Here is a 25,564-nt window from a genome sequence, read left to right as displayed (position 1 = left end):
CCGTATGCCCGGTGGTGTGAGAGGACGGGGGAGGCAACTCCCCCTCCTACTCGATTGGGGTGGGGGATTGTCCAGAAGGATGTGCGCGACCTTGTTGGCGAATCGCCCACAAAAAACGCCAACCCGAAGGCTGGCGTTTTTTTGTGGAACCTAACCTTAAAGGTAAGTGCTTAAGCGATGTTCGCTTCAGCCGCCTTTGTGGTGTAATTTTCCATCTGGTCAAAGTTGAGATACTTGTATATCTCTGACGACATGCTGTTCAGGTCCTTGGCGTACTCCATGTACTCTTCTGCCGAGGGAAGCTTGCCCAGTATCGCGCCTACCGATGCCAGTTCTGCGGAGGTCAGGTACACGTTAGCGCCATCACCCAGGCGGTTCGGGAAGTTACGAGTAGAAGTGGAAAGCACAGTGCTCTTGGCCGCCACGCGTGCCTGGTTCCCCATGCACAGTGAACAACCTGGCATTTCAGTGCGTACACCGGCAGTGCCATAGATATTGAAGTAGCCTTCTTCCATCAACTGCGCCTGGTCCATCTTGGTTGGCGGAGACATCCAGAGGCGGGTTTTCAGCGGCTCTTTGTTCGCATCAAGCAGTTTACCGGCAGCGCGGAAGTGGCCGATGTTGGTCATGCAGGAGCCGATGAAGACTTCGTCTACCTTGTCGCCGGCTACTTCGGACAGAGTGCGGGCATCGTCCGGGTCGTTCGGGCAGCACACGATTGGCTCTTTGATGTCGGCCAGATCAATCTCTACAACATGCGCATACTCTGCGTCTTTATCAGCACGCATCAGCTTTGGATTGGCAATCCACTCTTCCATTTGCTGGGCACGACGCTCCAGAGTGCGTGGGTCGCCGTAACCTTCGGCAATCATCCAGCGCAGCATGGTGATGTTCGAGCGCAGGTACTCAGCTACGGACTCTTCAGACAGGTTGATAGTACAGCCAGCTGCAGAGCGCTCGGCAGAAGCGTCAGAAAGTTCGAACGCTTGCTCAGCGGTCAGGTGCTCAAGACCTTCGATCTCCAGAATACGACCGGAGAATTCGTTAATCTTGCCTTTCTTTTCAACGGTCAGCATGCCTTGCTTGATGCCGTACAAGGGAATGGCGTGTACCAGATCGCGCAGGGTGATGCCTGGCTGCATTTCGCCTTTGAAACGAACCAGAACTGACTCGGGCATGTCCAGTGGCATAACGCCGGTAGCGGCCGCAAACGCAACCAGACCAGAGCCGGCCGGGAACGAAATACCCATTGGGAAGCGGGTGTGAGAGTCGCCGCCGGTGCCAACAGTGTCTGGCAGCAACATACGGTTCAGCCAAGAGTGGATAATGCCGTCACCCGGGCGCAGGGAAACACCGCCACGGGTCTTGATGAAATCTGGCATGGTGTGCTGCATTTCTACGTCAACCGGCTTTGGGTAGGCTGCGGTGTGACAGAAAGATTGCATAACCAGGTCGGCCTGGAAGCCCAGGCAAGCCAGGTCTTTCAGCTCGTCACGGGTCATCGGTCCAGTGGTGTCCTGGGAACCCACGGTAGTCATGTGTGGCTCGCAGTAGGTGCCGGGGCGAACGCCTTGGCCTTCTTCAAGACCACAAGCCTTGCCAACCATCTTCTGGCCCAGTGTGAAGCCTTTGTTGCCGGCTTCGGGATCTTTGGGCAGACGGAACAGATCCGTTACGCCCATGCCCAGGGCTACACGGGCTTTGGCTGTCAGACCACGGCCAATAATCAGGGGAATACGGCCGCCGGCCTGAACTTCGTCCAGAATAACGTCGGATTTGAATTCAAACTCGGAAATAGTCTCGCCGGCTTCGTTCAGAACCTTGCCTTCGTATGGGCGGATTTCAATCACGTCACCCATGTTCATGTCGTCTACCGGTGCTTCAAAAACCAGAGCGCCCGCATCTTCCATGGTGTTGAAGAAAATCGGGGCAACCTTGTTGCCGATGCAGACACCGCCTGCGCGCTTATTGGGCACGCCAGGAATGTCTTCGCCGAAGAACCAAAGCACGGAGTTGGTGGCCGATTTACGTGAAGAACCTGTGCCTACCACGTCGCCTACGAAGGCAACGGGCAGACCCTTGGCTTTAATTTCGTCAATCTGGCTCATGGGGCCGGTAACGCCTGGCTCTTCAGGCTTCAGGCCGTCGCGTTCCATCTTATAAGCAGCGCGGGCGTGCAGCGGGATGTCCGGGCGGGACCACGCGTCGGGAGCCGGGGACAAGTCATCGGTGTTGGTTTCGCCGGTTACCTTGAAAACCACCATTTTGGTGCTTTCAGCAACCTTGTTCTTGTTGGTAAACCACTCGCCGTTGGCCCAGGATTCGACAACGGATTTGGCAACGGCGTTGCCCGCGTCCATTTTTTCCTTTACATCGTTGAAGGCATCGAACATCAACAGGGTGCCCTTGAGCTGCTCACCGGCCAGTTCGGCCAGATCGCTGTCGTCAAGCAGGTCTACCAGTGTTTCAATGTTGTACCCGCCTTGCATCATGCCGAGTAATTGCACGGCTTTTTTCTTGTCTAGCAACGGGGATTTCGCTTCGTCTTTAACGATTGCAGTGAGAAACGCGGCTTTTACGTAAGCGGCTTCATCTACGCCTGGGGGAATACGGTTTTCCAGCAGGTCGACCAGTGTGTTCTCTTCGCCTGCGGGCGGGTTCTTCAGCAGCTCAACCAGAGCGGCAGTTTGTTCAGGATTCAGTGGCTTGGGGGGAATATCCAGAGCCGCACGTTCTGCAACGTGTTCACGGTAGGCTTCTAACACAAGTTGGACCCTCATCAGTTGAAATGTCCCGCGCCTTTGGCAACATGCCTGGCGGGAGTTTTATGGCAGAAAGACCTTGAGTTGGCGCTGCATTCTATAGGAAAGCCCTTATAAAGTTAAGTTGGGTAGTGGCCGGAAACGCCTGATTGTGGGTTATAATCCGTTACCCATAGAATTGACGTTGTTGCTTACATGACTCATAAAACAGACTCCATGACCCAAGCCCTGCAAGAGATTCACGATTTCCTGCCCTGCGCCACGCCGCAACAGTGGATTGATAACGCGCTGGCCAATCAGGACCTGATGCTTATTGATCATGCCCATTGTGAGAAAAAAGCGGCATCGACGGCGCTCAGCCTTATGTATCGCTATGTGGAGAACAGCGACCTGCTTAACAAAATGTCTCGTTTAGCGCGGGAGGAGTTGCGACACTTCGAGCAGGTGCTGGCCATTATCAACAAGCGGGAGATAGCCTATTGCCACCTGACGCCCGCACGCTATGCGGCGTGTCTGCGCAAATGTGTGCGCACAGACGATCCGGGTCGGTTAGTGGATGTGATGGTGGTAGGCGCCATTATCGAAGCGCGATCATGCGAGCGGTTTGCGGCCCTGGTCCCGTTTCTGGATGACGAGTTGGCGGATTTTTACAGTAGCCTGCTCAAATCAGAAGCCCGTCACTACCGGGATTATCTGGCGCTTGCCAGGCAGGCCAACGACGGGCCAGTAGACGAGAGGGTTGCGGAGTTTCTTGCCATTGAAAAACAGCTTGTTCTTGAACCTGATATTGAGTTCCGCTTTCACAGTGGGCCCGTTGTCTGAACGCTAGTGTCCCGTCTGGCTAATTCGTGAGCCTACTGAGCTTCTGAGAATCCGAAGAGCTAGACGGGACACTAGGCTAGCTCACGGCACAGGCCAATCCAGGCATCAATGCCAGCGCTTCGATACTTCTGTTTGTGTAAAATGAAATAGAACTGCCGCTCAAAATTCCGATTTTTTGGTGTGCTCAGCGGCACCAGGCTGCCACGCTTGAAGGCATCCGCAAGAACGACTTCGGACAGGCAGCCTATACCCAGGTTGGCTTCCACGGCCCGTTTGATCGCTTCGGTATGTTCCAGCTCAAGCAGTACGTTCAAATCCGGGAGCAGGCCGTGCATGCCACGCTCGAAGCTTTGCCGTGTGCCAGAGCCTTGCTCCCTCAGTACCCAGGTGGCGTCTCGCAAGTCTTCGTCTGATAGCTCTTTCCTGGTGGCCAACGGGTGGGAGGGGGCGCAAAAAACTACCAGTTTATCGCCGCGCCAGGGCAACACTTCAAGTTCTGATGATTGCAACTCGCCTTCAATCAGGCCAATGTCGAGTTCAAAGTCTTTAACCCGGCGTGCGATGGTGCTGGTGTTGGCAACTTCCAGTGATACTCGGGGTTGGGTAGGGGTATTCATGTATTGGGCCATCACGCCAACCGCTAGATAGTTACCGATAGTTAAGGTGGCGCCGACTTTCAAGGCGCCTACTTCGGAATGCTTGCTAAAGGCCTGTTCCAACTCCGTTGCCTGTGAAAGTACGGCTTCCACCTTGGGCCGATAGAGTCGCCCGAGTTCATTCAATTGTAAGCGCTTGCCAACACGGTCGAACAATTGGATGTCGAACTGGTTTTCCAGTTCCTTGAGCGCGCTACTGGCTGCGGACTGCGACATGGCCAGCGATTCTGCAGCGCGGGTGATATTCTGGAAGTGCGCGGCAGCAAGAAAAACTTCGAGTTGCCTGAAACTGTACTTCATAACAAAGCGCTCTAAATCGGCATTACCGAATAAGGTTATGGGAATATCCCATTTCATCGATAGATTAGTGATGCGGTAGACTCTACGCAATTCATATTTTTAAATGTTCGTAGTTGCACCGGACAGGCAAGAGGTTCACATGAGTAACTTGATTAAAGAAACCGTGACCAGCGTACACCACTGGAATGATACCTTGTTCAGTTTCAAAACGAGCCGGGACCCGGGATTTCGGTTCAAAAACGGCCACTTTGTGATGATAGGTCTGGAAACGGAAGGCAAGCCCTTAATGCGCGCCTACAGTATTGCCAGCGCAAATTACGAAGATGAGCTCGAGTTCTTTTCTATCAAGGTGCAGAACGGCCCGTTAACCTCGCGTCTACAGAAAATAAAAGTGGGGGATGAGATCCTGGTAAGCCGCAAGCCTACGGGAACCCTCATTATGGATAACCTTTTGCCCGGAAAAAACCTCTGGCTGATTAGCACAGGGACCGGTTTGGCACCGTTTATGAGCATTATCAAGGATCCGGAAGTATACGAAGCCTTTGATAAGGTTATTCTGACCCACGGTGTCAGGTATGCCTCGGAGCTCGCCTACCAGAAAGAGATTGAAGAGCTTCCCGGGAACGAGTTCTTCGGTGAGATGGTAGAAGGTAAGCTGGAATACTATCCAACGGTAACCCGTGAGCCTTTCCGCAATGAGGGTCGGCTTACCCGCGCGATGCAGAGCGGCAAAATAACCGGTGATTTTGGTCTGCCCGACTTAAACCCCGAGGACGACCGATTCATGATCTGCGGCAGCCCGAGCATGTTGAAGGATACCTGCGCCATTCTGGACAGTATGGGCTTCAAGGAGGCTCGTGGCGGTGACATGGGGCATTACGTGGTTGAGCGGGCCTTCGTGGAGAAGTAGCTCCTCGAATCAGTAAGTATAGTGCCAGGTAGCAGCAAACTGCGCTTGGCATCTGTGCGCAATCAGGACGGGAGTGCAATTCCCGTCCTGATTGATTTAAAAAATACTCGTCTTCACATTGGGCGCTGCGGATTGAAGCGGTTAATCAGATCGCGAACCCCCCCAACTTTGTTTCCAGATATTCTTCAATGCCCTCCTGAGCACCCTCCCGACCAAGACCACTGTTCTTCATTCCGCCAAAGGGGGCTGCCGCGCTGGTTGGGTTGATGTCATTAATGCCAATAATCCCAAAATCCAGAGCCTCAAATGCGCGCATGGCTGTCGTCATGTTGTTGCTGTAGATATAAGCCGCCAATCCATACTCGGTGTCATTAGCCATGGCAATCACATCATCTTCTGAGCGATAGGTGATCACAGGAGTGACTGGGCCAAAGGTTTCTTCCCGGTAGATTTTCATGGCCGGCGTTACGCCGGAGAGTACGGTTGGTGCGTAGAAGTAGCCGTTTGAAAGGCCATTTTCTATCAACCGCTGCCCCCCGGTTTCCACCTTTGCGCCCTGAGCAATCGCGTCTTGAACTTGGCTATCAACCTTCTGGATGGCCTGCTCATTGATCAGCGGGCCGATACCGACGCCTTCTGACATGCCATTGCCGGCTATCAGGCGATCGGCCCGACTGGTCAGCTCTGCAATAAACGGTTTCAGGTGGTCTTCGTGCACAAATATTCGGTTAGGGCTAATGCAGGCCTGGCCGGTATTAAGAAACTTTACCAGAGACAGCCCCTTGGCCGCGTGCACGGGATCAGCATCGGGGAATACAATGGCGGGCGCATGGCCGCCAAGTTCCATAGATACTCGCTTCATATTGGCTGCTGCCAGCCCGTTCAGCTTTTTGCCAACGGGGGTGGAGCCTGTAAAGGTCAGTTTGCGAACTCTTGGGTCTGTACAAAAAGCATCGCCTACCCGCGATGGGTCTTGCACGGTGAGCATGTTGACAACACCGGCCGGAAAGCCTGCTTCGGCAAAGATCTCCATCATGGCCTTGGCGCACAAGGGCGTGCTTTCAGCGGGTTTCAGGATTACGGTACAGCCGGCGGCCAATGCGGGTGCCAGCTTGCGGGTAATCATGGAAATAGGGTAGTTCCAGGGCGTAATTGCACCAACCACACCGACTGGAGACTTCTGGACAAGAAAACGCTGGTTTTCACGGGCAGAAGGGATACTTTGCCCGTATATGCGCTTGGCTTCTTCAGCAAACCACAGCAGGAAATCTGCGCCGTACTGTACTTCGTTGAGTGATGCTTTCAGGGGTTTTCCCTGTTCGCGGGTCATCAATTCAGCCAGCTCACGCTTCTGCCGGATCATCAGTTCCCAGGCCCGGTAAAGCAGTTGGGAGCGATAATATGCGGTGGTCTTCTTCCATTCCTTAAAAGCACAATCTGCGGCCGTGATGGCGGCCTCAATGTCTTGGTCGGTGCAGTTGGACACCTGCCCGATGACCTCGCCCGTTGCCGGGTTGGTCACCGAGAGCTCAGAGCGCCCGGTTAACCATTCTCCGTTGATGTACATGAGGCTTTACCTCCTGGCTGTCATTAAAACTCTGTCTCTGGCAGCGCCATAATGGCGTCGTCGCCGGATCGTATCGCGCTCAGGTGCGCTGAACAGCGCGGTAAAATATGATCAATAAAAAAATTGGTTGTCGCCAGCTTGTTGGCCGCAAATGTGCCTTGGTCAGCATAATCGTTGGTCGCGATCGTGGCAGCTTTTAGCATCAACCAACCTGCGGTCACGATGGAGCTCAGCATAAGGTAGTCGAATGCAATGGCACCGGTAAACTGGTCGTCATCTCCCCGCTCCAGCACAACTCTGGTGGCATCTTCAAGGAAGGCCAATGCTTGGTCAAATTTAGCTTGGCGCTCGGCTGTCAGCACATAATTGCTTTGCAGCGGGCCAGTGAGAGGACGTATGTCTTCAACCAACTCAGCGATAGCCTGGCCTTGATCGCGCACAGTTTTCCGGCCAACCAGGTCCAGTGCTTGAATGCCATTAGTACCTTCATAAATCGGCAGAATTCGGGCGTCACGATAGTGCTGTGCAGCGCCAGTCTCTTCGATAAACCCCATGCCGCCATAGCACTGGATGCCCAGGGAGGTAACCTCCTGGGCGATTTCTGTGCACCAGCCCTTAACCAGAGGTGTCAGCAGGTCGACTCGGCGCTTGTAGCGGGCCCTGATGTCGTCTGGCAGGTTCTCCGCATTGGCGTAATCGACGGCCACACAACCGGTGTAGGCGAGCCCGCGCGCTGCCTCGGTCAAGGTTTTCATGATCATCAGCATTCGGCGTACGTCCGGGTGCTTGATGATAGGTGACACGCCTTGTTCGCCCGGCGCCGTGCCTTGAGTGCGCTCCAAAGTATAATCCCGCGCCTGCTGGTAAGCGCGCTCGGAAATGGAAACGCCCTGCAAACCAACAGTCAGGCGGGCGTTATTCATCATTGTGAACATGCAGGCCAAACCACGGTTTTCCTCGCCCACGAGATAACCAACGGCGCCTTCATTGTCGCCATAACTCATCACGCAGGTGGGACTGGCGTGGATGCCGAGCTTGTGTTCCAGCGAGACCGCCTGGCAGTCGTTTCTTTCTCCGGGCTCTCCGGACGCATCGGGGAGATATTTGGGTACCGCAAACAGTGAGATGCCTTTCACCCCGGCAGGGGCGTCCGGCAAGCGAGCGAGCACAAGGTGGATAATGTTCCCCGCCATGTCGTGCTCGCCCCAGGTGATGAAAATCTTTTGCCCCTTTATCCGGTAGACATCGCCATCCGGGCGGGCCTGAGTGCGAATGCCCGATAAATCCGAGCCAGACTGGGGTTCGGTAAGGTTCATGGTTCCGGTCCATTGCCCGGAAATCATTTTCGGCAGCAACTGCTGTTTTAACAGATCGCTGGCATTCTCTGAAAGCGCTTCAACCGCGCCTTGAGACAACAGCGGACAGAGCCCCCACGCCATGTTTGCGGCATGCCACATTTCCTGAACAGGAATGGCCAGTGAGAAAGGCAGGCCTTGGCCATCAAACTCCGGGTCAAACTGCAGGCTGGCCCAACCACTTTCGGCATACTGCTGATACGCGTCGCGGAAGCCGTCCGGCGTGACCACCTTGTGGTCCGAGTTCAGGCGCACACCGGTTTGATCCCCGGTGACGTTGGTTGGCGCGATGACGGAACCGGCAAAGCGCGCGGCTTCTTCAAGAATGGCTGAGACGACATCCTCGGAGGCATCTTCATAGCCGCAGGCGTTGGCCATTTCTGAAAACCCTGCGACGTTCTGCAGGGTGAACGTCATCTCGCGGGTGGGTGCTCTGAACGCTGTCATGGTTTACTCCCTTAGCTCATGTACTGGCCGCCATTGACCGACATGTTGGTGCCGGTCACGAAGCTTGCTTCATCAGCTGTCAGATAGACGACGGCTCTGGCGATGTCTTCAGGGTTGCCAAGGTGGCCAACAGGAATCCCCGCAACAATGTTGTTCAGTACTTTTTCAGGTACCTGGCGAACCATTGGGGTGTCGATGTAACCGGGGGAAACCGAGTTGGCAGTTACGCCTTTGCGGGCACCTTCCTGAGCAATGGACTTGGTGAAACCATAGATGCCTGCTTTGGTGGCGGCATAGTTGCTCTGGCCGAACTGGCCTTTCTCACCGTTCAGGGACGAAATGTTGACGATACGGCCAAAACCCTGCTCGCACATGTTTTCGAACACTTGCTGACACATGTTGAACATGGACGTCAGGTTCACATTGATGACCTGGTTCCACTGCTCCGGCTTCATCCGCTTCAGCGGTGCGTCGTTGGTAATGCCGGCGTTGTTAACCAGGATGTCGATGGGGCCCAGATCCTGCTCTACAGCGGCAGTAAATGCTTTACAGGCTTCAAAGTCGGTGACGTCCAGCGGGTAGATAGCTACGTCAACACCGTCTTCACGCAGGCTGGCTTGCCAGTCTTTTGCCTGTGCCGTGAATTCTTCACCGGGAAGGTGAGTACCAACCAATTTACGGCCCTGAGCGGCCAAGGCCTTACACATGGCGGTACCCAGACCACCGGCTGCTCCGGTAACAACTGCGATACGATTAGTCATGGTGTTCTCCTTAGGTTTACGGGTGGTTTATCTCAAGAGTTTCTTAATATTCGATGACTGGGAAATGGTTCCCTGTGAGGTGTACTGGTTGCTGCGATGAACAATTTTCGGGAGTTCATACAGATAGTTCACCATCAACCCGGCCGATTGCTTGAGGCCTTTGTCTGAGGTGTCTGCCATCCAATTGAGCCGCGCAACCTGGGCGCCATTGCTCAAATGAAAATTGGCTACAGGATCGTTAGCACGTGATGTGCCGGGCTTGGTGGTGCTTACATAGGTAGCAGCCAGTTTCATGATGGCTTCTTGCTGCGCCCCGGTGGTGTCCCCCTGGCTTGCCTTCACCGGATCACGGGGCGGCGGAGTGTTGAGCCACTGTTCGCCACCGGGCAGTTGCATGAGCTGGTCAGCAGGCGTGTTTTCCAGCCAGCGGCGGAATCCGGGGATGGGCGACAAGGTAGCGAACTGCTTTAGCTGAGGGAATTCGACCTGCAGTTTGCTGACCACCTGCTTGATCAGGAAGTTGCCGAAGCTGATGCCGGCCAAACCTTGTTGGGCGTTGGAAATCGAGTAGAAAATAGCGGTGTCGGCTTTGTCGATGTCCTCAGTCGGCGCGTGCTCGTCGAGAAGCCTTTGAACGTTGTCGGCCAAACCATTCACCAAAGCCACTTCCACAAAGATTAGTGGTTCATCAGGCATGTTGGGGTGAATAAACGCAAAGCAACGGCGGTCGAAGTCCAGCCGGTTCTTCAGGTCACTCCAGCTTTTGATAGCGTGAACGGCTTCATAGGCAATCAGCTTTTCGAGCATGGCACCGCTGGAGTTCCAGCTGATCTCTTCCAGTTGCAGTAAACCAATGTCGAACCAGTTGGCCAGCAGATCACGCAGGTCGGTTTCCAGTGGTTTCAGTTGCGGGTAATCTTTGCGCAGTCGCAGCAACTCCTCGCGCATATCCACCAGAAACTTCACCCCGGAAGGTACACCATTGAACTGCTTCAGAAGCGCCGTGCGGCTGGGTATAAGGGCCTTGCGTAAGGCTTGGGCAGCCTCGGTTTTCTCGTTGGGCTTCGCGTTATGCCATTGCTCGATAGCGCTCTCGACGGTGGCTTCGTTAACACCGTAATGTTCTGCAAGCAGGCCCAGAAAGCGGTTTCTTCCAATCGTAGACAGCTTGAGATAGGCGCGGCCTAGCATGGCTGCCCGCTTGCGTGCTTCTACTTGGCCACCATTCTCGGAAAGGCAGTCGTCTATCCATTCCTTAACGGTTGCAATGTCAGGTTCTGGGAGGTCTTCCGCAATGTTCATTATGTCTGAACCACGACGGCCTACGGATTCCAGTCCACCTGGAACCAACTTCTTGAAGGCTCTTTCAAAAATGCTTACGGGTTGCCTCTGCATAACCGCGACTCCCTTTGTACAAAGCGGTGTAATCTTTAGTAGTGGACGAAGGCTACCAGAGCATTCTGGAAAAACCAAGTAAAAGTACTTGGTTTGGTGGATATAAACCAGTATTGTGGTCGGCGTACGGATCAACAAGAGGAAATACTATGCAAGAACTACACGGTTACTACCTGGAAGATCTGGAAGTGGGAATGGAGGCTTTTTACGCCAAGACCATTACAGAAGCAGATGTGGTTTTGTTTGCAGGCATTAGTGGTGACGACAACCCAGTACATATCAATGCCGAGTACGCGAAGACCACGCCGTTTAAAGAGCGGATCGTACATGGCATGTTCAGTGCGGCACTGATTTCCGCGGTATTGGGCACACGTATGCCTGGTCCGGGAGCCATCTATATTGACCAGCAGATCAAGTTCAAAGCGCCGGTTCACATTGGCGATACGGTGGTCGCGTCTGCCAAAGTTATCGAGATTAACGAAGATCGACGCCGAGTAAAGCTGGAAACCATCTGCAAGGTGGGTGACAAGGTGGTTGCGGAAGGTGTAGCTACCAATATGGTTGATCGCCGCCCGGCGTAAGTCTGGAGACTGTTATGTTAATGGATCAAGAGAATTCAATCGTTGCGGTTATTGATGTTCAGGCTCGCCTGCTATCCGGGGTGCATGAAAACGAGAAGTTGGTGAGCAATTGCAGTTGGCTTGTTCGCCTCGCTGGGCTGATGAATGTGCCGGTGGTTGGGTCGGAGCAATATCCGGATGGCCTGGGCCATACCGAAGAGGGTCTGCGCGAACTGGTGGGGCCGAACAATATTTACGGCAAGGACTTTTTTGCGTGCATTGACGACCCGGGTTTTGAAAAAGCCTTCCAGGCTCACGGTCGCAAGCAGGTCATCCTGTGCGGCATGGAGTCTCAAGCGTGTGTGATGCAATCGGCGATCAGGCTGCTGGAGGAGGGGTTCGACGTATTTGTAGTGGCGGATGCCATTTCCGCTCGCAACCCTTACGACACCGAAGTGGCACTGCGCCGGATGGAGCAAGCCGGAGCCAGAATTGTCACAAAAGAAATGGTCGGGTTCGAGTGGATACGACGTTCTGATGCGGCTCAATTCAAGGCTTTCAGCAAAGAGTTCCTGCGCTAAATAAGTCGCGGGGCCCTGGCACGTTATGGCCAAGGGCCCCGGAGACGTTCAGAATAGGGTCCGACACGGCAACCCGAGTTCCGAGAACCTGTTACCCATGAAAAACCGTACCCCGGAAGAGGGGCTTACCGCCCTGACCGACGATGCTGAACGTAACCGCCTGCTGGCAGAAATGGCTGAGCAGTCCACCGATATGATCTCCCGACACACACCGGAAGATTGGCGGTTTATATATGCATCGCCCGCGGTTACGCACTTGTTGGGCTACACGGTTGAAGAGATTGTCGGTATCTCGGCGTACGATCTCTATCACCCAGACGATGTTGAAGATTTCCGGTTGCGCGCGCCCACGGTGAGCTATGATCGCGGCCTGTACACCCATACCTATCGCTTTCGCTGCAAAGATGGACACTACACTTGGTTGGAAAGTACCAGCCGGACTATTCGCGACCCGGAGTCGAACGATATCCGGGAAATATTGGTGGTATCTCGGGATGCAACTCACAGAATCATGGCAGATAAAGCCAGCCGCCGCTTGGCGCGAGTTCTGGAGAGCACCCAAGATCTGGTTATATTTGCGAACCTGGATTTTACCGTTTCACACCTAAACGAAGCAGCCCGAAAAGCTCTTGAAATGGAGAGCATGGATTACAGCTCTTTTCCGCTCTCCTGGCTTGTGACCGAAAAAGGCCTTGCCACCTTGATGGAGGATGGATTTCCCGCCGCAAAAGAAACGGGGAATTGGCGTGGAGAGTTGACCATGCAGAGCCTGAAAGCATCGCGCATACCGGTTATGCTCGAACTCCTGGCGCATCGTTCCCTGCACGGGGACATCGAGTACTTCTCACTGGTCGCCCACGATCTCACTGAAAAAAAGGCTGCCGAAGAACAGTTCAAGCAGTACCAAGGCGAAATTGACCACGCCAGCCGGCTGGTAACCATGGGGGAATTGGCGTCGAGTCTGGCCCATGAGCTGAATCAGCCACTTTCAGCTATGGTGAATTATCTCCGAGGTATCGAGCGACGCTTTGCGGACAAACCCACGCTTTCATGGAACGACGTGGAATTACCGATTACCCGAAGTATCCGGACGGCGCTGAGATCCGGGGAGATTATCCATCGAATGATGGATTTCACGAGAAAGCAGGAACCAGTCATTACCCGCCTCAACTTAGCGGAGTTGATCGGCGAGATGATCGACTTTTGCGAGAATATGGCCGACAGGCATAATGTACGCGTGGTTTTTGAGCCTGGCGCTGATTTACCTGCCGTCAAAGGAGACCGGGTGCAGCTGGAGCAGGTGGCGTTGAACCTGATCGTCAATGCCATCGAAGCGAGCGGCTCGTTAGATAATAAAAACGCTACCACTGTGCGAATCAGTGTCGTGCCTCATGAAAGTGGACAGTTGCGAGTAGAGGTTGAGGATCGGGGCCGAGGTATTTCTGAGGCAGATATGTCCCGCCTTTTTGATCGCTTTTTCTCAACCAAAGAGACCGGGCTTGGAATGGGGCTAGCCATCAGCCGTTCATTGGTAGAGAATCTTGGAGGCGAGCTCTGGGCAGAAAACCTCCTTGCTGGCGGGGCACGTTTTTCATTTACTCTCAATATTACTGACTGATCCTTCATGACATCCAAAAACAACGCACAAACAGTTTTCGTTATTGATGACGACATGGACGTAAGAGACTCTTTGAAGTGGCTGCTTGAGTCTGTAAGCCTCAATGTTAAAACCTACGAGAATGCGCTCGATTTCTTTGAAGCGTTTGATACGAGCGCGAGTGGCTGCATCGTGATGGATGTGCGAATGCCGGGGTTAAGCGGCATTAACGCTCAGAAAAAGCTGTCGGAATACAATATTGAGCTGCCGGTGATCATGATTTCGGCCCACGGTAATGTGGATATGGCGGTAACGGCCCTGACCCAGGGTGCCATCACGTTTATCGAAAAGCCGTTTGATGACCAGTTGCTGATCGACCATGTACACAGTGCTTTGGAAAGAGACCGGGATCGATTTGTTCATCGCCGTTCAAAGTCTCGTATACGAGACTGTTATGACCGTTTGACTCGGAGAGAGCGCCAGGTATTGGAGTTGATCGTTAAGGGTTTATCCAATCAGGAGGCGGCAGACGAGCTCGGCATCAACAGGAAAACAGTTGAGGGGCATCGGGCAAACATGACCGCAAAAATGAAAGTGGATTCGTTCGCGGAACTGGTACAGGTCGCTATCGCACTGGGTTTGGTACAGGGCATTGCGAGCCTGTGAACCCATCTGCGTAAACGGGTCACAGCTGGGCGAGGTTACGCCTGGCAGCATCCGGTAACCGGGTTGGTTTTTGAGTATTATCGTCAACGCAAACAATCACTGTTTCTGCGGTCGCGCAACACACGCCATCCTGAAAGATGCCTTGATACAGCTGTATAGAGCTGTTGCCGACTCGGGTGACGGCTGTTCCAATATCTACAATTCCCGGCCAGCGAATCTCAGCGCGCAACTGCAGGTTTAGATTGACGATTACGAAGGATGTGTCAGGAGAGGTGAGTGGCGCTTCCGAATCGTAGATCAGTTCAACACGCCCCGTTTCAATGAACGTCGAAAATACCGCATTGTTCACATGACCCTGGCGGTCTGTGTCCGCATAGCGCAGTTTGTCATAGGTACGACACGAAAACTGTTCCAGGGTCCAGTCTTTAGCCACATCAGCTGTCATTATTTATTCCCCCCTTCATAAAAGCTAAACGGATCGGAGCATTGCGCACGGCAGTGAGTATGTCAAATTCGCTTTTCGTTTTCGCTTTATTGTCCAGCTTGAGTATAGGTTTCGCACGCCCCTTCTGATTCTTTCAAGTACACGCCCTTATCGACCAAGTATTAATGCTTGATTAATTTTGTTACAGCTGGGTATATGTACTCGGTTTTGGTCTATGCTGATTTTTCCGAATAACAAAATGAAGAGGGCTCAACCTATGACATCTGAGCATGCGACAAAAGGGACGCTTACCAGTAGCCATTGGGGAACCTATCGAGTTCATACAAAGAACGGAAGCGTTACCGCGTTGGAAGGGTTCGAGCGGGATGAAGACCCGTCCCCCATTGGTCAGGGCATTGTTGATGTTCTTGACGGGCCAATGCGCATCAAAAAACCTATGATCCGGCGCGGATGGCTGGAAAACGGGCCGGGAAATGCCGAGGGCTGCCGCGGAGCCGATGAGTTTGTCGAGGTGTCATGGCCGAGAGCAATCAAGCTGGTGGTGGGCGAGTTAAACCGTGTACGCGACCGTTACGGTAACCAGGCCATTTATGGTGGCTCCTACGGCTGGTCCAGCGCAGGGCGTTTTCACCATGCCCAGAGCCAGCTGAAGAGGTTTCTTAACTCTATTGGTGGGTACACCTCTTCGCTGAACACCTACAGTTATGCAGCGGCTGAAGTCACTTTGCCTCATGTGCTTGGAGACTTTTATTCCATGGTAAATGGTGCCACCAGCTGGGGCATTATCAAGGACCATACGAGCCTGTTCGTAGCGTTTGGTGGGGCACCTGCAAAGAATGGCCAAGTAACCAATGGGGGCGTTGGTCGCCATGTACAGAAGCAAGGCATGCTGGATGCGGCTTCAAATGGAGTAAAGGTCGTTAATATTAGCCCCTTGCGTTCAGATGTGCTGGATGAAATGAATGCAGACTGGGTCGCTATCTACCCGGGCAGTGACGTGGCGCTTCTACTGGGCATTGCCCACACCCTCCATACCGAGAACCTTGCAGACACCGAGTTTTTATCGACCCATACCGTGGGCTACGAGCGTTTTCAGCAGTATTTTCTTGGCGAGACCGACGGTGTCGTCAAAGACAGCGTCTGGGCCGAGCTCAAGGCGGGAATACCCGCTGCCCGCATCCGGGATTTGGCGCGGGATATGGCTCGCCAGCGCACTATGATTTCAGTGAGCTGGTCTCTTACGCGCCAAGAAAACGGTGAGCAACCCTACTGGGCGGCTATCGCGGTGGCTTCCATGCTGGGGCAGTTGGGCCTGCTTGGTGGTGGAATAGGCTTTGGTTACAGTGCCTTGAATGCCATTGGTGCTAACTATGAGGGTATTCCCGGTGCGTCTCTACCCCAGGGCAAAAACCCGATAAAAAGCTTTATTCCCGTCGCCAGAGTTACAGACCTGCTGCTTCACCCGGGTAAACAGTTTGAATACAACGGAGTGACTGGAACCTATCCGGACATCAAGCTGGTTTACTGGGCGGGCGGGAACCCCTTTCATCACCATCAGGATCTCGTTCGCATGAGGGGCGCCTGGCAGATGCATATTCCGGCCCATCGTGACCGCCCATTCCGTTTGAACGTGACCGCCCGTTCCGGGTGATCGTGACCGCTCATTCCGTTTTATCGTGACCGATTTTGGACGTTTTTCCGGAATCGCTGGTCACGATGCCGGAATCCCCGGTCACGTTCCTCCGGAATCACTGCCAACACGCTGGAATTCTTCAACTTTATCCGGCATACCCGTTTCTTTTTCATCACGAGGAAGGGCGGATGCCGGCAGCGAGGATTTCCATGCGACAGATCATCGAGGTCTTGCGCCTCAAGTACGAAGCGGGCCTGAGCCATGAGCGCATTGCCCGTGCCTGCGGGCTCTCCAAGGGCGTGGTCGGCAAGTATGTCAGCCTGGCCACTGCGCAGGGCATCACCTGGCCGTTGCCGGAAGGCACGGATGAAGTACGGTTAGAGGCCCTGCTGTTCCCGGCCAAGACACCCCCATCTCGATTTGCTGAACCCGACTACTTCCAGGTCCATCAGGAACTCAAGACCAAGGGCGTCACCCTGCAACTGCTCTGGGCCGAATATGTGGAGCGCCACGGCGACAAGGCCTATCGCTACAGCCAGTTCTGCCACCACTACCGACTCTGGCGCGGCCAGCAACGGCGCAGCATGCGCCAGGTTCATCGAGCCGGTGAGAAGATCTTTATCGATTACTGCGGCCCGACTGTGTCAGTGGTGGACCGCTCCACCGGTGAACTGCGTAAGGCCCAAGTCTTTGTGGCCGTGCTGGGCGCGTCCAGCTATACCTTCGCCGAGGCTACTTGGAGCCAGAGCCTGCCGGACTGGATTGCCTCCCACCAACGGATGCTAGCGTTCTACGGCGGGGTAGCTGAACTGCTGGTTCCGGACAACCTCAAGGCAGCGGTCACCAAGGCTGATCGATATACCCCGAAGATCAACGAGACCTACGCCGAACTGGCCGCTCACTACCAGACCGCCGTATTGCCAGCACGCCCTTACAAACCCAAGGATAAAGCGAAGGCCGAAGCCGCCGTGCTGCTGGTCGAGCGCTGGATACTGGCCCGGTTACGGCACCGGATGTTCTTCTCCCTGGCCGAACTGAATACGGCCATTGCGGATCTGTTACCGGCCCTGAATCAGCGCCCGTTCCAGGGGCGCTCCGAGAGCCGCCAGAGCCTGTTCGAGGCACTGGATCGTCCAGCACTGAGGCCTCTGCCTGCAACACCTTACGTCTATGCCGAGTGGCGCAAGGCGCGACCCGGCATCGACTACCACATCGAGATCGACAAACGCCTGTACAGCGTGCCTCACGCCCTGGTGGGGGTGAAGCTAGATGTTCGGGTTACCGATACGTCCGTTGAGGTCATGCACAAAGGCCAGCGGGTGGCCCTGCACCCTCGGCATGGCAAGGGCCGCTTCGTCACCCTGACCGAGCACATGCCTAAGTCCCATCAGGCCCATCAGAACTGGTCGCCCGGGCGGTTCCTGAACTGGGCCACTGACATCGGTCCCGCCACGCTCGACGTGGTACAGCGACAGCTTAAGGATCGCCCTCATCCGGAGCATGGTTACCGATCATGCCTGGGGCTATTGAACCTGAGTCGACGTTACAGCCGTGACCGGTTGGAGCAGGCCTGTAGCCGAGCACTGGCCATCAACTCGGCCAGCTACCAGAGCATCAGCTCGATCCTGAAGCAGGGGCTGGATCAGCTCCCGTTACCCCTGGCCGAGGAGGAGTCGGAACTGACTGAGCTGCCAGTACACACCAACGTTCGCGGCCCCCGCTACTACCACTGATCCCGGAGAAACTGATGTTGACTCAAAACACCCTCGACACCCTGCGCCAACTCAAACTGACCGGCATGTGCGATGCCCTGGAACAGCAGCGGGCACAGCCCGACACCCACGACCTGGCGTTCGAGGAACGCCTGGCCTTGCTGATCGACCGGGAGGTGCTACATCGTGAAAATCGCCGTCTGGATCGGCTGCTGAAGGCTGCCCGGTTGCGGGTCGCGGCCTGCGTGGAAGACGTCGATTACCGCCATCCACGGGGGCTGGAGCGCTCCCGCATGGCGGGGCTGGCAAGCTGTGACTGGATCCGCCAATCCCTGAACCTGTGCATCACCGGCCCGACCGGTTGCGGCAAGACCTGGCTGGCCTGCGCCCTGGGCAACCAGGCCTGCCGGCAAGGGCTCTCGGTTCGCTACTTGCGCGTGCCGCGCCTGTTCGAGCAGGTGCGCATCGCCCACGGCGATGGCAGCTACGCACGGCTGATGAACCAGTTGCTGAAGACCGACCTGCTGATCCTGGACGACTGGGGCATGCAGAAGGTGACGGCACAACAACGGCAAGACCTGATGGAAGTAATCGAAGACCGGCACGGGCGAGGCTCAACGCTCATCGCGAGCCAGTTACCAACCGAACACTGGCACGACTACATCGGCTCCGCCACGCTCGCCGACGCCATCCTGGATCGGCTCCTACACGGCGCTCACCGACTCAATCTGAAGGGGGAATCACTGCGAAAAGCGACAGCACAAAATACGGAATCGGTTGACCCATCGTGACCGTTCAGAGTACAAAACCGACTCCAGCGTGATGGCCGTGTGCAAATCGGTCACGATCCCCGGAATGACCGGTCACGTTCGCCGGAATACGCAGCAGAAGCCCGACACGGTTATCGTTCATGAATGGTGCTGGAATGCTCAGGCGAAACACGCAGATATAGTGCTGCCTGCAGCTACCTTTTTGGAGCGTAATGATATCGCTTCATCCAGCAGGGATCCTTTCCTTGTGTACATGCAAAAAGCCGCTGAACCTGTTGGTCAGAGTTTGACCGACTATGAGATTTTCAGCGAGTTGGCGGAAGAGTTGGGCGCAAAGGAAGCCTTCACAGAAGGTCGCGATGAAGGACAGTGGCTGCAAGTGATTTATGACGAAACCCGCATAAAGGCTGGTAAGAGTGGTATTGATTTACCAAACTTTGAAGATTTTAAAGCGAAGGGCTGGTTTGAAAACCCGATGCCGAAAGAACCGCGGATTATGCTGAAAGACTTCCGTGAGGATCCTGTGGCGAATGCCCTTGGAACGCCAAGTGGGAAGATAGAGATCTTCTCTGAAACTGTTGCGGGCTTTGGCTATGAAGAATGCCCGGGCTTTCCATTCTGGAGTGATCCCAAGGAGTGGCTGGGGCAGGACACCCCTGAATACCCGCTGCACCTGATTTCCAATCAACCGAAAAACAAGCTGCACTCTCAGTTGGATCACGGCTCTTATAGTCGAAAGTCGAAAATAAATGGGCGGGAACCGGTGGTTATTCACCCGGATGATGCAAAGGCTCGGAACATCGAAGACGGCAGCCTGGTTCGCCTGTTTAACGGGCGAGGTGCCTGTTTGTGCTCAGCCGTGGTGAGTGATCAGGTGCGCCCCAGAGTGTTGCAGCTGAGCACGGGAGCCTGGTTTGACCCGCCACAGCCAGGGGTCTCAGAGGTGTCGTGTCGGCATGGAAACCCGAACGTACTTACTCGAGATGAGGGAACATCCCGCCTGGCTCAGGGCCCGAGTCCATTGACATGCCTAGTGGACATTGAGCTGTTCGATGGAGAGACCTCGGGTATGCCGCTAGAGGCTTTCTCACCGCCGGTCATAAAATCGAGTAAATACCCTTGATCGATTAAGTATTTGTGATTAGTATTCGAGGGGAGATACGCTCTTCCCTATGCATGTCGAAATTCAGTTTGGCAGGAGAACAAAAACAATGTCCCTAAAAAAGAGATCAACTGGCGGTGAGCAACCGTCAGCACTGGGTGCGTTAAAGCTACGCGTACCTTTTGTTCACTACAAAGTAGAAATTCCGGATATTCTGCAGGGCGCGATTTTGTGCGTTGTGCCGCTGAGTATTACCGCACTGATGACATCCGTTCTGGGGATACCGTTTGAAATTGCGGTTGCGTTTGTCCTCCTCAATAACATTCTCTATCTGGTGCACACGCATTTTGGTGACCCCACTGTTGCTGGCTGGATTACCGCCGGCATTCCTTTGTATGTCGCCTTCCTGTCGAGCTACCCAGAGGGGGATGCCAGAATACTGGCGTTAATTGCCTTACAGTTAACCGTCTCAGCAATTTTTCTTGGTCTCGGGGTGTTCAAGGGGGCAGATGCGTTGGTGCGCAAAATGCCCGCGTCACTGAAGTCAGGCATTCTGATTGGTGCGGGTATTTCTGCAATCATGGGTGAATTTGGTGCAGACGGGCGGGTGTGGTCTATGCCGATTACTATCCTGACCGGTGCAGTGCTTGGGTTTTTCATGTTGTTCTCAGAAACAGCAGGCCCGCTGCGTGCCCGCTACGGCTTCTTTCGTTTTGTGGCCCAATACGGCATCGCCATACCTTTTCTGTTTTCCTACGTCCTAGGCATCATCATCGGTGAGGTGGATACCCCCGTCATCGAGTGGGGGTTCACCACCATCCCTATGGGTACCATCTTGCGAGAGTACAGTGTGTTCGGGCTGGGCATGCCGCCCCTTCAATATTTCATTGATGCCATCCCATTGGCGCTGGCGGCTTACATCATTGCTTTTGGCGACATTCTGGTTATGGACTCCTTGTTCAAGAATGCCGACGCTGTCCGTAAGGATGAAAAGCTGGTTTTCAGTCCGCGACGGAACAGTATCATCGTGGGGATTCGCAATTTAATACACGCAATTTTTGCGCCTTTCATAAGCTTGTCTGGCCCTGCCTGGACTGGTGGTCAAGCGTTGGTGATCAACCGCTATATGAACAATCCACGTTCGGTCATGGACAGCTATTGGGGCGGTGCGACCAGTCTGTATTGGGGGATGACCATTGCGGTTGTGCTCGTGCCTGTGGTCACGCTGTTCAAGCCAGGCCTCAATATCGGTATGGCGCTGACCTTACTAATTCAGGGGTACCTGTGTGGGTACCTTGCTATCGAGATGCTGGATCGCCAGACCAACCTTCAACGTGGTATTGCCGTTATTGTCGGTTCGGTGCTTGCGGTGCAGGGTGCAGCTTGGGGGCTGGGTGTCGGCCTTGTACTCTGGTTTTTCCTGGAGAAGAACTGGTTTGCGGATGCCCACGTTTCAACGCATCACCATCAAAATGAAGACACTGCGGAAGATTCAGCAACCGATCAGCGTTAGTTGATTGCGACAGAGCTTGTCTGAAAGAACAACTAAAGGTTTAACACAATGGAAAACATGTTTGAGCTCGGGCTCGATAAAACAGAAGCTAGCTACACGCCTCTCACGCCGATTTCTTTTATTCAGAGAACGGCCCTGGCGCACCCAACCCGCACCGCGGTCATCCACGGCAGTATCCGTCGATCATGGGCGGAGACGTATCAGCGGTGCCTGAAGATGGCATCTGCCTTGCGCAAGCTGGGCGTTCGGAAAGGGGACACAGTGGCAGCACTGCTACCAAACATTCCGGAAATGCTGGAGTTGCATTTTGCCGTGCCAATGATTGGGGCCGTTTTGAACGCCCAGAACACCCGGCTTGATTCCAAAACCATGACCTTCATGCTCAATCATGGGCGTGCGAAGGTGTTTTTTACTGACATGGAATACAGTGATAGATCTCGTGATGCTCTTACCGGTTGTGACGCCAAGCCGATCGTTATTGATGTTGATGATCCCAATTTCGCGGGCGGCGAGTTGATTGGCAAGATGACCTATGAGGATTTGCTGGCTACGGGCGATGATGATTTCGCGTGGGACATGCCCGACGATGAGTGGCAGGCAATTGCCCTGAACTACACCTCAGGCACTACCGGAAACCCGAAAGGTGTTGTTTATCATCATCGGGGCGCGCACTTGAACGCCTTGAGCAATATCATTGGCTTTGGGCTGCCATCAGGTGCGATTTATCTCTGGACATTGCCGATGTTTCATTGCAACGGTTGGTGCTATCCTTGGGCGGTAACCGCGGTGGCAGGCACTCATGTGTGCCTGCGCGCTCCGCAACCGAAGCCAATATACGATGCCATTGCCGAGCACGGGGTAACTCATCTTTGCGCGGCACCGGTTGTGCTGAATATGCTTATCAACGCCCCCGAAGAATATAAAAAGCCGTTCAGCCAGCATGTAACCGTGGCTACCGGCGGTGCGGCACCTCCCGCGGCAACGATTGCAGCTATGGAGTCCATGGGGGTGAAAGTAGTACACCTGTATGGTTTGACCGAAACCTATGGCCCCAGCCTGATCTGTGAGTTCCAGGATGAGTGGCATTCCCTGGACGGCAATGACAAAGCGGCGAAAATGGCTCGGCAGGGGATACTGTCATTGTCCATGGCGGACATGATGGTGGCAGACCCTGTGACTCTCCAGCCAGTAAAAAAGAACGGCAAGACGATTGGTGAGCTGCTTGTTCGGGGTAACGCCGTCATGAAGGGGTACCTGAACAATCCGGAGGAAACTACCAAATCCTTCAGCGGAGGTTGGTTCCATACCGGAGATTTGGGTGTATGGCACACCGATGGTTACGTAGAAATAAAAGACCGTTCCAAAGATATCATTATTTCTGGTGGAGAGAATATTTCGACCCTTGAGGTGGAAAGTACGCTCTATGATCATCCTGCGGTACTGGAGGCAGCGGTTGTTGCAGCACCCGATGACCACTGGGGTGAAGTTCCCTGTGCGTTTATCACGTTGAAATCCGGCAACGATGACCTGACAGAAGCTGATATTGAAGCTTATTGCCGAGCAAACCTTGCCGGCTTCAAGGTGCCCAAGAAAATTGTCTTTGTGGATGATTTGCCGAAAACATCGACCGGGAAATTGCAAAAGCATGTGCTGAGAAGTCAGCTTACCGGTTAAGGATGAGTTTGTTCTAACCTAACGATTACCTTTCCCCGGCCCATGCCGGGGTTTTTTTATAAGCGCCCCAGCAACATGAGTGCCGGAAGTCTGATCGAGGTGGGAGGTAGCTGGCAGTCACGCTGTTATATTGGAAATGATTTCTTCATACTGCTGGCGGGTTTTTCTGGCTTTTCCGATGAGGCGTAACATGGTGTACAGGGTGCTCGGGTTGCTGTTTCTGATGATCATGGTGGCGCTTTCAGGTTGTAATTCCGAAAACAAATCTGAGAAACCTGAAGCCACAACTGGCACTTTGGTTGACGGGGCTAACCCGGCCAGTGATATCTCTCTTGCCCTCAAGCCTGCCCAATTAGACTGGGTTGGCCAGAAAATATTCCAGAATGAGTGCGCTGGTCAGTATCAGTGCCTCGTTTATTGGAATGAGGCGGAGGCATTTCCTTCGCTGGGTATCGGCCATTTCATTTGGTACCCGAAAGGTGTGAACGAGCGGTTTGTTGAGAGTTTTCCGGCGCTTGTTGAGTACATGGAGCAGCGCCAACTTAACATCCCTGAATGGCTGCGGGAGCTCGAGCCGTTTGACGCTCCTTGGCCAGACCGAGAAACCTTCCTCAAAGTTTCAGATTCGCCTGAAATGGCAGAGCTGCGGGAATTTTTGGCTGGCACACAGGGGATTCAGGCAGAATTTATCTTTCGCCGCGCAAAAGGCTCATTGGCTAAGATTGTGAAGGCCGCTCCTGAGTCGCGCCGAAACGACGTGCAGGAAAGCTTGCGAGCTTTAAGTCAAACGCCCGGTGGTGTTTACGCGCTGATGGACTACGTGAACTTCAAAGGCGAGGGGCTTTCCCCCGACGAGCGTTACAACGGCGAGGGCTGGGGGTTGCTTCAGGTTCTGCTAGCCATGCAACCGGGTGAAGACGCGCTGGCCCGGTTTCGTGAGGCGGCTGCCGCTGTGCTGACGCGTCGCGCCCAGAATGCCGACAGCCCGGTGGAGAGCGAGCGCTGGCTAGCTGGATGGCTCAAACGCCTGGAAACCTACAAAGAGCCTGTAAAAATGCACTCGGTATCGGGCGTGTCATCCTGATACAGGTTGGCACGCCCCTAGCTGCGGGCGCCTTGCGCTTCCGGTAATGTCCGCACGTGAATGTCCCGTTGCGGGAAAGGAATCTCTATGCCGGCGTCCGCCAGTGCGCGGGTAATTGAGGCGTGTATTTCGTGGGACAAAGGCATGTAGTCGATCAGGTCTTTGACGTAAACCCACACTTCAAAATCGATGCTGCTATCCCCAAGCCCGACACAGAAAACCTCCGGTGCCGGGTCACTCACCACGCGCTCATTTTGGAGGGCAACCTGGTTGAGTATGCCCTGAACCTCGTTCACGTCGGATCCATAGGCAACACCTACGCGCAGGGTGACGCGGGTAATCGGGTCCGAGAGCGTCCAGTTGGTAAGGTCCTGGGTCGCAAAGGTTTTGTTGGGAATAATTTGTTCTTTCCGGTCCCAGTCGATCAGAGTTGTGGCGCGTATGCGTATGCGAGCGACTGTGCCTGTAACACCGTTAATGGTGACCATATCACCGACCCGAATGGGTCGTTCGAACAGGAGTATGATACCGGAGACAAAATTGGCAACTATCTCCTGGAGCCCAAACCCAAGGCCCACGCCAAGGGCAGCAACCAACCACTGCAGCTTGGACCACTGAACCCCCGTTACCGCAAGGCAGGTAACTGCGCCCACCATCACCAGAGCGTAGGTGGTGAGGGTGGTAATGGCATAGCTGGCCCCGGGTTCCAGGTTCATCCTGCTCAGTATCATGACTTCTAAAGTTCCCGGCAGGTTTTTAGCGGCCAGCACTGTGCCAGCAGCCACCAGCAGCGCGAGTAGCGCATCCGCAAGTGTGATGGGGAGCGGGTCGCCTCCTTGTAGATCGGTGGTAATAGTCCACAAGGTAATGTTCTCAAACAGTTGAAGTGCCGGAATCACGTCGGCCCAAAGAATGAGCAAACCGCCCAGTGCCAGGGCCGAAACCACAATGCCGAGCAGGGAGGAACTTTGCCGGCTGATGTCCTTAAGGTTCATTTCCGGCATATCCAGGGCCGGAAGAATGCTCTCGTCCATAGTGTTTTCTGTTTCTCTGGCTTCAGCCACTTTGCGTTCAGCTGCCCATTGCTCTTTAAGTATCTCAAGCGTGAGCCGCCGCTCGCGCACAGAAAGCGCTCGTAATCCGAGGTAATAAAGCAGAGAGTTGAATGCCAGCCAGCATATAGATACAAACAGGTTTCGCTCTAGCCTGAATTTCTCATAGTGTCCCAACAAGCGCCGCAGGCCAAGCCAGG

At 54.4% G+C, this 25,564-nt stretch carries 21 protein-coding genes; 13 read left to right on the top strand and 8 right to left on the bottom strand.

Annotation, left to right across the window (positions count from 1 at the left end; all coding sequences use genetic code 11):
• Nucleotides 1-170 precede the first annotated feature (170 nt).
• Nucleotides 171-2,765 carry a bifunctional aconitate hydratase 2/2-methylisocitrate dehydratase gene (acnB, locus tag ACTHYN_RS13280; RefSeq protein ID WP_441812914.1) on the bottom strand — a complete coding sequence of 865 codons (2,595 nt, stop codon included), beginning with the start codon at nucleotides 2,763-2,765 and terminating at the stop codon, nucleotides 171-173.
• A 213-nt stretch (nucleotides 2,766-2,978) separates the two neighbouring features.
• On the opposite strand from acnB, the gene ACTHYN_RS13275 reads away from it, so the two are divergent.
• A complete protein-coding gene (locus ACTHYN_RS13275; RefSeq protein ID WP_441812913.1) occupies nucleotides 2,979-3,584 on the top strand; it encodes a tRNA-(ms[2]io[6]A)-hydroxylase in 606 nt (201 codons plus the stop codon).
• Between the two features lie 71 nt (nucleotides 3,585-3,655).
• Here the strand turns inward: ACTHYN_RS13275 and ACTHYN_RS13270 are convergent, their stop codons facing one another.
• Complete coding sequence (locus ACTHYN_RS13270; RefSeq protein WP_441812911.1) at nucleotides 3,656-4,540, bottom strand: LysR family transcriptional regulator; 885 nt, start codon at nucleotides 4,538-4,540, stop codon at nucleotides 3,656-3,658.
• 139 nt (nucleotides 4,541-4,679) lie between these two features.
• On the opposite strand from ACTHYN_RS13270, the gene ACTHYN_RS13265 reads away from it, so the two are divergent.
• Nucleotides 4,680-5,450, top strand: coding sequence for a ferredoxin--NADP reductase (locus ACTHYN_RS13265; RefSeq protein WP_441812910.1), 771 nt, complete (start codon nucleotides 4,680-4,682; stop codon nucleotides 5,448-5,450).
• Nucleotides 5,451-5,595: 145 nt separating this feature from the next.
• Here ACTHYN_RS13265 and ACTHYN_RS13260 read toward each other — a convergent pair whose 3' ends face one another.
• The 4 genes from ACTHYN_RS13260 to ACTHYN_RS13245 are packed head-to-tail and all read right to left on the bottom strand — an operon-like array spanning nucleotide 5,596 to nucleotide 10,975.
• Nucleotides 5,596-7,017 carry an NAD-dependent succinate-semialdehyde dehydrogenase gene (locus ACTHYN_RS13260; RefSeq protein ID WP_441812909.1) on the bottom strand — a complete coding sequence of 474 codons (1,422 nt, stop codon included), beginning with the start codon at nucleotides 7,015-7,017 and terminating at the stop codon, nucleotides 5,596-5,598.
• A gap of 23 nt (nucleotides 7,018-7,040) precedes the next feature.
• Entirely contained in the window at nucleotides 7,041-8,819 is a 1,779-nt protein-coding gene (locus tag ACTHYN_RS13255) for an acyl-CoA dehydrogenase (protein ID WP_441812908.1), read from the bottom strand.
• 11 nt (nucleotides 8,820-8,830) lie between these two features.
• Nucleotides 8,831-9,580: an acetoacetyl-CoA reductase gene (phbB, locus tag ACTHYN_RS13250; RefSeq protein ID WP_441812907.1), complete on the bottom strand. Its 750-nt coding sequence runs from the start codon at nucleotides 9,578-9,580 to the stop codon at nucleotides 8,831-8,833.
• Between the two features lie 27 nt (nucleotides 9,581-9,607).
• A complete protein-coding gene (locus tag ACTHYN_RS13245) occupies nucleotides 9,608-10,975 on the bottom strand; it encodes a malonyl-CoA decarboxylase (RefSeq protein WP_441812906.1) in 1,368 nt (455 codons plus the stop codon).
• A gap of 149 nt (nucleotides 10,976-11,124) precedes the next feature.
• On the opposite strand from ACTHYN_RS13245, the gene ACTHYN_RS13240 reads away from it, so the two are divergent.
• The 4 genes from ACTHYN_RS13240 to ACTHYN_RS13225 all read left to right on the top strand — a co-directional run bounded on the left by ACTHYN_RS13240 (nucleotide 11,125) and on the right by ACTHYN_RS13225 (nucleotide 14,379).
• Nucleotides 11,125-11,556, top strand: a complete 432-nt coding sequence (locus tag ACTHYN_RS13240) for a MaoC family dehydratase (RefSeq protein ID WP_441812905.1) — start codon at nucleotides 11,125-11,127, stop codon at nucleotides 11,554-11,556.
• Nucleotides 11,557-11,570: 14 nt separating this feature from the next.
• Nucleotides 11,571-12,116: a hydrolase gene (locus ACTHYN_RS13235; RefSeq protein ID WP_441812904.1), complete on the top strand. Its 546-nt coding sequence runs from the start codon at nucleotides 11,571-11,573 to the stop codon at nucleotides 12,114-12,116.
• A 97-nt stretch (nucleotides 12,117-12,213) separates the two neighbouring features.
• Nucleotides 12,214-13,734: a PAS domain-containing sensor histidine kinase gene (locus ACTHYN_RS13230; RefSeq protein ID WP_441812903.1), complete on the top strand. Its 1,521-nt coding sequence runs from the start codon at nucleotides 12,214-12,216 to the stop codon at nucleotides 13,732-13,734.
• 6 nt (nucleotides 13,735-13,740) lie between these two features.
• Nucleotides 13,741-14,379: a response regulator transcription factor gene (locus ACTHYN_RS13225; RefSeq protein ID WP_441812902.1), complete on the top strand. Its 639-nt coding sequence runs from the start codon at nucleotides 13,741-13,743 to the stop codon at nucleotides 14,377-14,379.
• Between the two features lie 19 nt (nucleotides 14,380-14,398).
• On the opposite strand, the gene ACTHYN_RS13220 is transcribed toward ACTHYN_RS13225, so the two are convergent.
• Nucleotides 14,399-14,824, bottom strand: coding sequence for an acyl-CoA thioesterase (locus ACTHYN_RS13220; RefSeq protein ID WP_441812901.1), 426 nt, complete (start codon nucleotides 14,822-14,824; stop codon nucleotides 14,399-14,401).
• Nucleotides 14,825-15,080: 256 nt separating this feature from the next.
• Here ACTHYN_RS13220 and ACTHYN_RS13215 point away from each other — a divergent pair, with 256 nt between their 5' ends.
• From ACTHYN_RS13215 to ACTHYN_RS13185, 7 genes are all read left to right on the top strand, one after another.
• Complete coding sequence (locus ACTHYN_RS13215; RefSeq protein ID WP_441812900.1) at nucleotides 15,081-16,475, top strand: molybdopterin-dependent oxidoreductase; 1,395 nt, start codon at nucleotides 15,081-15,083, stop codon at nucleotides 16,473-16,475.
• Between the two features lie 170 nt (nucleotides 16,476-16,645).
• Nucleotides 16,646-18,190 carry an IS21 family transposase gene (gene istA / locus ACTHYN_RS13210; protein WP_441812912.1) on the top strand — a complete coding sequence of 515 codons (1,545 nt, stop codon included), beginning with the start codon at nucleotides 16,646-16,648 and terminating at the stop codon, nucleotides 18,188-18,190.
• Nucleotides 18,191-18,204: 14 nt separating this feature from the next.
• Nucleotides 18,205-18,960, top strand: a complete 756-nt coding sequence (gene istB, locus ACTHYN_RS13205; protein ID WP_441812899.1) for an IS21-like element helper ATPase IstB — start codon at nucleotides 18,205-18,207, stop codon at nucleotides 18,958-18,960.
• On the top strand, nucleotides 18,947-20,062 hold the full coding sequence (locus ACTHYN_RS13200; protein WP_441812898.1) for a molybdopterin dinucleotide binding domain-containing protein: 1,116 nt from the start codon (nucleotides 18,947-18,949) through the stop codon (nucleotides 20,060-20,062). The genes istB and ACTHYN_RS13200 overlap by 14 nt, the downstream gene beginning before the upstream one ends.
• An 88-nt stretch (nucleotides 20,063-20,150) precedes the next feature.
• On the top strand, nucleotides 20,151-21,554 hold the full coding sequence (locus ACTHYN_RS13195) for a hypothetical protein (RefSeq protein ID WP_441812897.1): 1,404 nt from the start codon (nucleotides 20,151-20,153) through the stop codon (nucleotides 21,552-21,554).
• 48 nt (nucleotides 21,555-21,602) lie between these two features.
• Nucleotides 21,603-23,228: an AMP-binding protein gene (locus ACTHYN_RS13190; RefSeq protein ID WP_441812896.1), complete on the top strand. Its 1,626-nt coding sequence runs from the start codon at nucleotides 21,603-21,605 to the stop codon at nucleotides 23,226-23,228.
• A 190-nt stretch (nucleotides 23,229-23,418) separates the two neighbouring features.
• A complete protein-coding gene (locus tag ACTHYN_RS13185) occupies nucleotides 23,419-24,312 on the top strand; it encodes a hypothetical protein (RefSeq protein ID WP_441812895.1) in 894 nt (297 codons plus the stop codon).
• Between the two features lie 17 nt (nucleotides 24,313-24,329).
• Here ACTHYN_RS13185 and ACTHYN_RS13180 read toward each other — a convergent pair.
• Nucleotides 24,330-25,564: mechanosensitive ion channel domain-containing protein (locus tag ACTHYN_RS13180; RefSeq protein WP_441812894.1), on the bottom strand; the 1,235-nt coding region annotated here is incomplete at its 5' end.

The organism is Marinobacter sp. (assembly GCF_052091845.1).
In the GTDB taxonomy this organism is placed as follows: Bacteria; Pseudomonadota; Gammaproteobacteria; order Pseudomonadales; family Oleiphilaceae; genus Marinobacter.
This window is presented reverse-complemented; position numbering and strand designations above follow the sequence as displayed.